This is a genomic window from Promicromonospora sp. NPDC057488 (genome assembly GCF_042802395.1).
GTDB lineage: Bacteria > Actinomycetota > Actinomycetes > Actinomycetales > Cellulomonadaceae > Promicromonospora.
The window spans coordinates 31,501-41,931 of record NZ_JBHVEG010000039.1 but is presented as its reverse complement, the minus strand read 5'-3'; the positions used below and the strand labels follow the sequence as shown (position 1 = coordinate 41,931).

Annotated in this window: 12 protein-coding genes and 1 riboswitch; of the genes, 5 read left to right on the top strand and 7 right to left on the bottom strand. The window is 71.8% G+C overall.

What is annotated here, in order from left to right; genetic code table 11:
* Positions 1 to 1,137, top strand: a 1,137-nt coding sequence (locus ACFU5G_RS10845; RefSeq protein ID WP_377243580.1) for a tannase/feruloyl esterase family alpha/beta hydrolase, incomplete at its 5' end; no start/stop codon positions are given.
* Here ACFU5G_RS10845 and ACFU5G_RS10840 read toward each other — a convergent pair.
* Positions 1,112 to 1,426, bottom strand: a complete 315-nt coding sequence (locus ACFU5G_RS10840; RefSeq protein ID WP_020014068.1) for a multidrug efflux SMR transporter — start codon at positions 1,424 to 1,426, stop codon at positions 1,112 to 1,114. The genes ACFU5G_RS10845 and ACFU5G_RS10840 overlap by 26 nt on opposite strands.
* Positions 1,427 to 1,438: 12 nt before the next feature.
* Positions 1,439 to 1,502: riboswitch (guanidine-III (ykkC-III) riboswitch) on the bottom strand.
* Positions 1,503 to 1,527: 25 nt separating this feature from the next.
* Between ACFU5G_RS10840 and ACFU5G_RS10835 the strand changes: the two genes are divergently transcribed.
* On the top strand, positions 1,528 to 2,187 hold the full coding sequence (locus ACFU5G_RS10835; RefSeq protein WP_377243578.1) for a DUF1345 domain-containing protein: 660 nt from the start codon (positions 1,528 to 1,530) through the stop codon (positions 2,185 to 2,187).
* Between the two features lie 11 nt (positions 2,188 to 2,198).
* Here the strand turns inward: ACFU5G_RS10835 and ACFU5G_RS10830 are convergent, their stop codons facing one another.
* A complete protein-coding gene (locus ACFU5G_RS10830; protein WP_377243577.1) occupies positions 2,199 to 2,525 on the bottom strand; it encodes a hypothetical protein in 327 nt (108 codons plus the stop codon).
* Positions 2,526 to 2,784: 259 nt separating this feature from the next.
* On the opposite strand from ACFU5G_RS10830, the gene ACFU5G_RS10825 reads away from it, so the two are divergent.
* Together ACFU5G_RS10825 and ACFU5G_RS10820 are read left to right on the top strand one after the other, a co-directional pair.
* A complete protein-coding gene (locus ACFU5G_RS10825; protein WP_377243575.1) occupies positions 2,785 to 3,162 on the top strand; it encodes an SHOCT domain-containing protein in 378 nt (125 codons plus the stop codon).
* 10 nt (positions 3,163 to 3,172) lie between these two features.
* Complete coding sequence (locus tag ACFU5G_RS10820; RefSeq protein ID WP_377243573.1) at positions 3,173 to 4,534, top strand: hypothetical protein; 1,362 nt, start codon at positions 3,173 to 3,175, stop codon at positions 4,532 to 4,534.
* On the opposite strand, the gene ACFU5G_RS10815 is transcribed toward ACFU5G_RS10820, so the two are convergent.
* The 3 genes from ACFU5G_RS10815 to ACFU5G_RS10805 are packed head-to-tail and all read right to left on the bottom strand — an operon-like array spanning position 4,479 to position 6,769.
* Positions 4,479 to 5,582: an NAD(P)-binding domain-containing protein gene (locus tag ACFU5G_RS10815; RefSeq protein ID WP_377243588.1), complete on the bottom strand. Its 1,104-nt coding sequence runs from the start codon at positions 5,580 to 5,582 to the stop codon at positions 4,479 to 4,481. The genes ACFU5G_RS10820 and ACFU5G_RS10815 overlap by 56 nt on opposite strands.
* 45 nt (positions 5,583 to 5,627) lie before the next feature.
* Positions 5,628 to 6,173 carry a TetR family transcriptional regulator gene (locus tag ACFU5G_RS10810; RefSeq protein WP_142037827.1) on the bottom strand — a complete coding sequence of 182 codons (546 nt, stop codon included), beginning with the start codon at positions 6,171 to 6,173 and terminating at the stop codon, positions 5,628 to 5,630.
* Positions 6,174 to 6,175: 2 nt separating this feature from the next.
* Positions 6,176 to 6,769, bottom strand: a complete 594-nt coding sequence (locus ACFU5G_RS10805) for a sugar O-acetyltransferase (protein ID WP_182618192.1) — start codon at positions 6,767 to 6,769, stop codon at positions 6,176 to 6,178.
* Between the two features lie 58 nt (positions 6,770 to 6,827).
* Here ACFU5G_RS10805 and ACFU5G_RS10800 point away from each other — a divergent pair, with 58 nt between their 5' ends.
* Entirely contained in the window at positions 6,828 to 8,048 is a 1,221-nt protein-coding gene (locus tag ACFU5G_RS10800; RefSeq protein WP_377243569.1) for an MFS transporter, read from the top strand.
* A gap of 148 nt (positions 8,049 to 8,196) precedes the next feature.
* Here ACFU5G_RS10800 and ACFU5G_RS10795 read toward each other — a convergent pair whose 3' ends face one another.
* Positions 8,197 to 9,525 (bottom strand): ABC transporter substrate-binding protein, encoded by a 1,329-nt coding sequence (locus ACFU5G_RS10795; RefSeq protein ID WP_377243566.1) that lies wholly within the window; start codon positions 9,523 to 9,525, stop codon positions 8,197 to 8,199.
* 20 nt (positions 9,526 to 9,545) lie between these two features.
* Positions 9,546 to 10,427 carry a carbohydrate ABC transporter permease gene (locus tag ACFU5G_RS10790; protein ID WP_377243563.1) on the bottom strand — a complete coding sequence of 294 codons (882 nt, stop codon included), beginning with the start codon at positions 10,425 to 10,427 and terminating at the stop codon, positions 9,546 to 9,548.
* Positions 10,428 to 10,431: the final 4 nt, after the last annotated feature.

Sequence of the window (10,431 nt, the reverse complement as noted above, 5' to 3'; positions counted from 1 at the left end):
CCGGCCGACGTCAGCGGCTGGGCGCTGACGTCGGACGGGCGCGTGAACACGCCTCTCCTGGAGAACTTCGCGTCCCGCTCGGTGCACGACCTCGCGGTGGTCGGCAAGTCCGTGACCAAGGAGTTCTACGGGCACAAGGCCACCTACTCCTACTGGAACGGCTGCTCCACGGGCGGCCGCCAGGGCTACGTCGCCGCGCAGGAGTACCCGCAGGACTTCCAGGGCATCCTGGCCGGCGCGCCCGCGGTGAGCTGGGACCGGTTCGCCGTGGCCACGCTGTGGCCGCAGGTCGTGTTCAACGAGGAGGACGTCGCCCCCGCGCCGTGCGAGATCGAGGCGTTCAACACCGCCGCGGTCGACGCCTGCGACACGATCGACGGCGTGCGGGACGGCATCATCGACGACCCGCGGGACTGCACGTGGGACCCGCGCGAGCTGGTCGGCACCCAGGTGGACTGCGACGGCAAGACGTACACGATCTCGGCCGGCCTCGCGGACGCCGTCCGCAAGATCTGGCAGGGTCCGGTCTCCAGCAGCGGACGTCCGCTCTGGTACGGGCCGAACAAGGGCGCCGCGTTCAACTGGCTCGCCACGCCCGGCCAGCCGTTCGTGGTGGCCGACCAGTGGGTCAAGTACTTCGTCGCGAGGGACCCGCAGCTCGACACCGCCCACCTGACCTACCGGCAGTTCGAGCAGCTCTTCGCCAAGTCGCAGCGTGACTTCCACTCCGTCATCGGCAGCGACGACCCGGACCTGTCCGCGTTCGCCCGCTCCGGCGGCAAGCTGCTGAGCTGGCACGGCCAGGCCGACCAGCTCGTGCCCACCCAGGGCACGGTCGACTACCGCGAGCGCGTCAACAAGGTCATGGGCGGCAACGCCCGGGTCGACTCCTTCTACCGCCTGTTCCTGCCCCCGGGCGTGAACCACTGCGGTATCGGCACCGACCCGCTGAACACCCTGGTGGACTGGGTCGAGAAGGGGAAGGCCCCGGTGACGCTGCCCGCCGTCGTCACCGAGCGGGACGGCCGGACCGCCACCCGTGAGGTCTGCCGCTACCCGCTGGTGACCCGCTACGAGGGCGACCCGGCCGACGGCGCCGCCTACCGCTGCGTCAGTGAGTCAGCTTCAACCCGATAACACAGCCGATCAGGCCCGCGATGAGCAGCACGCGGACCACGGAGACGGGCTCGGCGCCCGTGGCCATCGCCCAGGCGACGGTGGTCGCGGCGCCGATCCCCACCCAGACCGCGTAGGCGGTCCCGACGGGCAGGTCGCGCAGCGCGAAGGCGAGGCCGCCCATGCTCGCGACGAGGGCGACGCCGAAGACGATGCTCGGCACGACGTTGCTGAAGCCCTCCGAGCGGCTCAGGGCGGTGGCCCAGACGGCCTCCAGCAGGCCGGACAGGACAAGGACGATCCACGACATGGTGTGCTCCTCAAGATGCCGTCTTGTCGCACACCGGGTACGGCAACCCTCGTCCGGGAGCCCCTGTGGGCCCTGCCCCGATCTTCGCACACACTGGGGTCATGACGGAGCAGATGACGGGCATGCGGCGGCTCAGCAGCGTGCTGGACGGCCCGCACGCCGTGCGGATCGTCGTGTCCCTGCTGGCCGGCGCCCTGCTGGGCTGGCTGCTGGCCTGGGACTCCACGGCGGCCGCGCTGCTCGGCGGCTGGGCCGGCGCCGGGCTCGTGTTCGTGGCCTGGACGGCGCTGGTGATCGTCCCCATGGACTCCCGCGCCACCAGCGAGCACGCCGTGCGCGAGGAGCCCACCCGCGGCATCGCGCACATCATCGTGCTGCTCGCCGCCGTGGCGAGCCTGGGCGGGATCGTCGTCGTGCTCGTGGGCGGCGTCCGGGCCGACGGCACCGTCACCACGGCCGCCGTCCTCACCTCGGTGGTGGTGTCCTGGGCCTGCGTGCACACGGTGTTCGCGCTGCACTACGCCCGCGCCTACTACACGGCGCCGTCCGGCGGAATCGACTTCCACCAGACGGCGCCGCCCCGGTACACCGACTTCACCTACCTGGCGGTGACCGTCGGGATGAGCTTCGCCGTCTCCGACACCGACCTCGGCTCCTCCGAGATGCGCCGGATCGCGCAGGTGCACGCGCTGCTCGCCTACCTGTTCGGCACGGTGATCGTGGCCCTGCTGATCAACCTCGTGGCCGGGCTCGCGAACTGAGGCGCGGCGACTCAGCCGACCGGCTCGAAGCTGCGCCCGTCGAACCCGGTGAAGCTGTGGATGTCACTGGCCGGGAAGGTCAGCGCCCGGCCGGTGCAGTCGGTGCTCTCGTACACCCGGATGCCCGTCGCGGTCTCGTTGAGCTCCGCGTGCACGACGAACGGCAGGGTCGTGCAGCCCGTCCCGGCGTCGGGGTACGTCACGGTCTGGCCCGTGAACGCGCCCGACCAGAACGTGAGGTCGCCGTCGGCGGCCGAGGCCGTCGTCGGGACGGCGACGGCGAGCAGGCCGGCCGCCGCCAGGGCTGCGGCGGCGAGACGCTTCTTGGCACGGATCATGGTGTTCTCCTTCGAGAAGGTCGGAGTCATGAACGCGACCGCACCCGGCGGTCACTGCGTACTACGGGACAGCCGGGCGAAAAGTTCACCCGAATCGGGTGATTGTTTCTCGCGCCCCCGGGCTTTCGCACCCTCCCGGCCCGACGCCGCCGCTCAGCGCGGGCGCAACCCGATCCTCGCGGTTACTTTGAAAAGACGGATCGGGCATTCCACCGGTGCGTTCCGAACCATCGGATGGCCGTCGAGAACGGGGCGAGTCATGGATTTCTGGGATTTCTTCTGGCTGATGGTCTACAGCTTCTTCTTCGTGGCGTACCTCATGGTGCTGTTCCAGATCATCGCGGACCTCTTCCGCGACCACGAGCTCTCCGGCTGGTGGAAGGCACTGTGGATCATCTTCCTCATCTTCCTCCCGGTCCTCACCGCGCTCGTGTACCTGATCGCCCGCGGCCGGGGCATGGCCGAGCGGCACGCCGAGGGGATGAAGCAGGCACAGCAGGCGACCGAGACCTACATCCGCGAGGTCGCGACCGGACCCTCGCCGGCCGACCAGATCGCCAGCGCGAAGGCGCTCCTCGACGCCGGCACCATCTCGCCGGCGGAGTTCGAGCGGCTGAAGTCCAAGGCGCTCGTCTGAGGTAGGAACCGTGAACGCCGCCGACCCGCCCGCCGACCCGCCCGCCGGGACGGACCCGGCCGCCCGGCTGGCCGCCCTGGAGCGAGAGAACGAAGAGCTCCGGAAGCGACTGGCCGGGGCGGCCGGCGCCGCGCCGGCCGCGGCCGCCCCCGCTTCGGAGCACCACCGGGCGCGCACCGCGACGGCCGTCGTGCTGATCCTCCTGGGCGCCCTCCTGGCCCCCGTCGGCGTGGTCGCCGCCTGGGCCGAGCGCACCCTCACCGACACCGACCGCTACGTCGCCACGGTGGGGCCCCTGGCCCAGGACCCGGTGGTGCAGCAGGCGGTGGCCGGCCGGCTGACCACCGCCGTCATGGACAAGATCGACGTCGGCGCGGTGCTCAAGGACGTGCAGGACGGCCTCAACGAACGCGACATCGCTCCCCGGGCCGCACAGGCGATCACCGCCCTGGAGGGCCCGCTGACCAGCGGCGTCGAGTCCTTCGTCCGCAACGCGGCGGACCGCGTGGTGGAGAGCGACCGGTTCGAGTCCGCCTGGGACCAGGCCAACCGCGTGGCGCACGAACAGCTCGTGGACGTCATGCGGGGCAACGGGGGCGACATCGCCCAGATCAGCCAGAACGGCCAGCTGACCATCCAGCTCGGCGGCCTCGTCGACATCCTCAAGGAGCGCCTCGTGGACCGGGGCCTCACCCTCGCGGGGAACCTGCCGACGATCAACGCCACGTTCACCGTGATGCAGTCCAGCCAGCTCGTCGAGATCCAGAACCGGTATGCCCAGATCGTGGCGCTGGGCACCTGGCTCCCGTGGATCGTACTGGTCCTGCTCGGCGCCGGCGTCGTCGCCGCCGTGCACCACCTGCGGGCCCTCGTCGCGGCGGGCCTCGCGCTCGCCGGCGCGATGCTGCTCCTGGCGATCGGCCTGGCCATCGCACGCGGGCTCTACCTCGACGCGCTCAGCGGCAAGGTCGTGCGCCTGGACGCCGCCGAGATCGTCTTCGACCAGCTCGTCTCCTTCCTGCGCGTCACCCTGCGCACCGTCGGGGTGCTCGGCATCGTGGTGGCGCTCGCCGCCTACCTGGGCGGCTCCAGCGCGTCCGCGCGCGGCCTGCGCGCCGGGATCGGCAAGGGCATGAGCCGCACCCGGGCCTGGGCCGAGGGCCGGGGCGTGTCCACCGGGGCCACGGGCGTGTGGCTCGCCCGCTACCGGGGCGTCGCCCGGGCGGCCGTGATCGCGCTCGCGGTGCTGGTGATCCTGCTCGCCGCCAGCCCGACACCGGCGCTGATCGTCGGGGTCGCCGCGGGAGCCGTGGTGCTCATCCTGCTGATCGAGCTGGTAGCGCGGCCGGGAGCCGCCGAACCACCGCCGTGACGGCCTCGCGGCCCGCCCGGTTGGCGCCGACCGTCGACTGCGACGGCCCGAACCCGATGAGGTGCACCCGGGGCTCGGCGGCCGGCTGGGTGCCCTGCATGGTGATGCCGCCCAGCTCGTTGCGCAGGCCCAGCGGGCCGAGGTGCGCCAGGTCGGCCTTGAACCCGGTGGCCCACAGGATCGCGTCGAGGGGCGTCAGGCTCCCGTCGGCCTCGCGGACGCCGTCGGGCTCGATCGCGGTGAACATGGGCCGCCGCTGAAGGGCGCCGCGCTCCTTGGCGGCCAGCGCGTACGGCGTCCAGACCAGCCCGGTGTAGGAGACGACGCTCCCGGTGGGGCGGCCGGCGTCGACGTCGGCCATGACCTTGACGATGGTCTCGCGGCCGAGCGTCTCGCTGCGGAACTCGTCGTGGAAGACCGGCTCGCGCCGGGTGTACCAGCGGGTGGTCGCCACGCGCGAGATCTCCTCCAGGAGCTGGAGCGCGGAGATCCCGCCGCCGACGACGGCGACGCGCTGCCCCGCGAAGTCCTCGGCCCGCACGTAGTCGCGCGTGTGGAGCTGCCGGCCGCGGAAGGTGTCCTGCCCCGGGTAGCGAGGCAGCACCGGGTTGGTCCAGGTGCCGGTCGCGTTGATGACGGCGCGGGTGGTCCACGACCCGTGGTCGCTGGTCACCACGAGGTCGCCGGCCGGGTCCTCGTCGGCGCGCCGGACGGCGACCACGCGCACCGGGCGCAGGATCGGGAACCCGAACTCCCGCTCGTACCCGGCGAAGTAGCGCGGCACGGCCAGCCGGCTGGGCTCGGCGGCGTCGACCGGGGGCTGGGTCAGGCCCGGGAGGTCGAAGATCCCGTTGACCGTGGCCATCCGCAGGGACTCCCAGCGGTGCTGCCAGGCCCCGCCCGGCGCGGGGTTGGCGTCGAGCAGCACGTAGGTGCGCTCGGCCCCCGGCTCGTCCAGCGCGCTGACGAAGCCGCGGCGCCGCAGGTGGTAGGCCGCCGAGAGGCCGGCCTGCCCGGCCCCGATCACCACGACGGTCGCCCGCCTCATCTCGCTCACACCAGGGACAACAGCCTCCCACGGCGGTTGTTCCGGCTAGGCGGGGGTTGTGATGCGCCGCACGGCCTCGGTGACCGTCCCGGGCCGCGGCGCCTCGGTGTCCAGGGCCCGGTGGATGGTCAGCCCCTCGATCAGGGCGTCCAGCAGCCGCGCCGTGACCGGGTCGAAGTGCCGCTCCAGGGCGGCCCGGGAGCGGGCCATCCACGCGTTGGTCAGCTCGCGGTAGGCGGGCTCGCGGGACGCGAGCGTGTACAGCTCGTGGGTCAGCACGAGGTCGCGCTGGGTGCCGAACACGTCCTGCGTGATGATCGCGACGACGGCGGCCCGCGCGCTCTCCAGGTCGGTCGCCTCGCTCATCCGCTGCTCGAACCCGTCGCTCCCGGCCCGCGCGAACCGGCCGAACGCCTCGCGCAGCAGCTCGTCCATCCCGGCGAAGTGGTAGGTCATGGAGCCGAGCGGCACGTCGGCGGCCGCCGCGACCTTGCGGTGCGAGACACCGGCCACGCCCACCTCGGCGATCAGGTCGAGGCAGACGTCGATGATCCGGCTCCTGCGGTCGGGGTCGTGCCGGCGCCCGGTCACGGTCAGCCCTCGGTGATGTCGCGGACCACGCGGGCGGGGTTGCCCACGGCGACGACGTTCGCGGGCAGGTCGCGGGTGACGACGGCGCCGGCCCCGACCACCGTGTTGTCGCCGATGGTCACACCCGGGCAGACGATGACGCCGCCGCCCAGCCAGACGTTGTCGCCGATCGTGATGGGCAGCGCGGCCTCCAGCTTGTCCCGGCGCGGCGTGGGCTCCACGGGGTGGGTCGGCGTGAGGAGCTGGACGTTCGGGCCGATCTGGCAGTCGGCGCCGATCGTGATCGTCGCGACGTCCAGCGCCATGAGGTTGTAGTTGGCGAACGTGCGCGGGCCGACGTGGATGTTCCCGCCGTAGTCGACGAACAGCGGCGGCTTGAGGAACGCGTCCTCGCCCAGGGTGCCGAGCAGGTCGTCCAGGATCGCGCGGGCGCCGTCGTCGTCGGCCACCACCGCGCGGTGGTAGGCGTCGGCGAGGGCGAGACCGCGCTGGGCGAGCCGGACGCTCTCCGGGTCCTGACCGCCGATGTAGAGGTCGCCGGCAAGCATGCGCTCGTGGTGGGTGCGGGGGTCGCCGGCGAAGTAGTCGTGAGCCATGGGGACAGCGTAGCGGGCGATGTGTACGACCGTACGTAACGCGGGTACGCTCGTGCGCATGTCGCTCTCCCCGGACACCCGTCCGCCGCTCGCCGTCCGGCGCGCCCGCGCCGCCGTCGGCGCGCTGTTCCTGACCAACGGCGCCCTGTACGCCAACCTGGTGCCGCGCCTGCCGGAGATCAAGACCGCGCTCGACCTCGACAACGCGTCCTACGGCCTGGCCATCGCCGCGTTCCCGACCGGCGCGATCGTCTCCGGGCTCGCGGCGGGCTGGATGGTGCGCCGGTTCGGCTCGGGGCGGGTCGCCGTCGTCGGCACCGTGCTGACGGGCCTCGGCACCCTGGCCGCGGGGCTCTCCCCGACGTTCGCCCTGCTCGTGGCCGCCCTGTTCCTGGGCGGCGCGTCCGACTCGATCACCGACGTGGGGCAGAACACCCACGGCCTGCGCGTGCAGCGCCGGTACGGGCGGTCCATCATCAACGGCTTCCACGCCGTGTGGTCCATCGGCGCGGTGCTGGGCGGGTCCATGGCCGCGGGCGCCATCGCGCTCGGCCTGCCGCTGCAGGTGCACCTGGGCATCGCGCTGGCGATCTTCGCCACCGTCGCGATCGTGTCCCTGCGGTTCCTCCTGCCCGGGAAGGACGACGAGACCACCGACGACGCCGCCGCGCCCGTCACCCGGGCGGCCGGGATGCGCGCCCCGCGCCTGAGCGCCCGCACCCTGGCGATCATCACGGCGCTCGTGCTGATCGGCATCGGCGGCGCCCTGGTGGAGGACGCCGGCAGCTCCTGGGCCACGCTCTACCTCTCGGCGGGCCTCGGCGCGCCGGCCGCGCTGGCCGCGACCGCCTACGTGTCGCTGGTCGGCGCCCAGACCGTGGGCCGACTGCTCGGCGACCGGCTCGTGGACCGGTTCGGGCAGCGCACCGTCGCCTGCGCGGGCGGCGTCATCATCGCGCTCGGCATGGGGCTGGCGCTGGCCTGGCCGACCGTGCCCGGCACGATCGCCGGGTTCGCCGCCGCCGGGTTCGGCAGCGCGACCCTCATCCCCGCCGCCATGCACGAGGCCGACGAGCTGCCCGGCCTGCGCCCCGGCACCGGCCTGACCGTGGTGTCCTGGCTGCTGCGGCTCGGGTTCCTGTTCTCCCCGCCGCTGGTCGGCCTGGTCGCCGACTCGGCGGGCCTGCGCACGGGCCTGCTGGTGGTCCCGATCGCGGGCGTGCTGGTGATACTCCTGTCCCCGGTCCTGAAGGGCCGCCACCCGGTCTCCCGGGCCTGACGACGTCTCCCCCGGGCCTGGCCGCCCGCTCCCTTTCGAGGCCTAAGTTTCTTCGCTTTGGGTCGCCCCAGAGCGAAGAAACTTAGGCCTCGAAGGAGAAGAGCATCAGCTGGTCAGCGTCAGCCCGTCGGCGTGAGTCGAGTCAGGGTCAGTCGAACAGCGCGTTGACCTGCTCGTTCGCCTCCGTCAGCGAGCCGACGTCGGCCTTGCCGCCCAGCACCTCGTCCATCGCGGGAGTCATGATCGCGTGCACGTCGGAGGCGTGGTCGGTCACCGGGAAGAGGAACGTGGTGCCGTCCTCGACGTGGGTGGTGAACGGCGAGACGTCGATCCCCTTCTCGGCGAACGCCTCCGTGGCGATCTCGGCCGAGCTGGTGATGGCCGGGAAGACGACGCCGGCCGCACCCACGAGGTCCTGGCAGTCGGTCGAGCCGAGGAACGCGACCCACTTCGCGGCGCCCTCGGGGTTGTCCGTGCCCGCCCAGACGGAGTCGGCCAGGCCGTTGAACATGCTCGCGCGCTGCCCGTTCGGGCCGGTGGGCGTGGGCGCCAGCCCGACGTCGACGCCGTCGTACCCGAAGTACGTGGAGAGCATCCAGTCGCCGCTGATGTTGATGGCGGACTTGCCCGCGCCGAAGTTGTCGTTCACCGAGGCGCCGATCGTGGTCTCCAGCGGCGGCGCGTAGCCCTTCTCGATCAGGGAGTACCACCAGGCGATGGTGTCCTGGAAGCGTGGGTCGTCGTAGTTGTAGTGGGTGCCCCAGGGGTTCTTGTCGGTGTGGGTCCAGCCCGTGGTGGCGGTGTACATGCTCCACTCGGTCTGGCCGTTCTCGTACCCGGCGCCGGGGATGCCCAGGCCGTAGACGGCGACGTTCTCCTTGTCGAAGCCCGGCTCGTCGCCCCGCACCCCGTTGGCGTCGACGGTCAGGCGCGCGATGGTCTCCTCGTAGGTGCCGCCGTCGTCGGGGTTCCAGTCGAGGTCCTGCATGTCCTTCTCCGACAGCCCGGCGTCCTCGACCATCTTCTGGTTGTAGAAGATCGCGACGGTGTCCCAGTCCTTCGGCAGGCCGTAGCGCTTGCCGTCCTGCGCGACCCACAGGTCCGCGAGCCCGGCCGAGTACTGGTCGAGGTCGACGTCGGCGATGTGGTCGTCCAGGGCCAGGAGCTGCCCGTTCGCGACGAACTCGGGGTACTTGGAGACGTGGTCGGTGAACACGTCCGGGCCGGTGCCCGACGAGAACGCGGTGGTCAGCGCCGACCAGTAGTCGTCCCAGCCGCGCTGCGTGATCTTGACCGTCAGGTCGGGGTTGGCCTCGTGGAAGGCGTCCGCGCACTGCTGGTAGGCGGGCTGCTGGTTCGAGTCCCAGAGCCAGTAGTCGATCTGGCCCTCGGCCTCGGCGCCGCCCGAGCCGCCCGCGCAGGCGGTCAGGGACAGGGACGCGAGGGCGACGGCGCCCGCGAGCATCTTTCGCTTCATGGTGTTCCTTTCTGGCCCGGCTACTTGATGCCGGAGAAACCGATGGAGTTGATGACCCGGCGCCCGAAGATCGCGTACAGGATCACGATGGGCAGCGCCGCGACGAGGGAAGCGGCCATGAGCCCGGCCCAGTCAGGCGCGCCCTGCGGCGTCTGCGAGCGGAAGACCCCCAGGGCCACGGTGAGCACCTTGGACTCCTCCGTCTGGCCCACCAGGAGCGGCCAGAAGTAGTCGTTCCAGGTGTTGATGAACGTGAGGATGCCGAGCGTGGTGACCGGCGCCGCCGAGATCGGCAGGATGATCCGGAAGAAGATGCGCCAGGGCTGGGCGCCGTCGATCATCGCCGCCTCGTCGATCTCCTTCGGGATGCCGAGGAAGAACTGCCGCATGAAGAAGATCGCGAACGGCGTCATGAACAGGCTCGGCAGCATGATCCCGGGCAGCGTGTTCAACAGGCCCAGCGACTTGATCGTCAGGAAGTTCGGCAGCGAGGTGAAGATGGGCGGCACCAGGAGCGCCCCGAGGAAGACGGCGAACCAGGCGTCCCGCCCCGGCCAGCTCAGCCGGGCGAACGCGTAGGCCGCCATCGAGGAGAACAGCACCTGGCCCACCGTCACGGCCGTGGCGACCACGAGCGAGTTGCGCAGGTAGAGCCAGAAGCTCAGCGAGGCGCCCGAGCCGCCCTCCGCCATCGCCTCCTCGGGCGTGGCCAGGCCGAACACCCGCTTGAACGGGCCGAGCGTGAAGTCGGCGGGCAGCAGCGAGAAGGACTGGGCGGCGAGCGCCTGGTTGTCCGAGAAGGCGGTGCGCAGCATCCAGTAGAACGGCAGCACGGTGGCCAGCACGAAGAACCACAGCACGACCCAGGCGAGGAGCCGGCCCCAGGTGATCCGTGTACGCATGTGG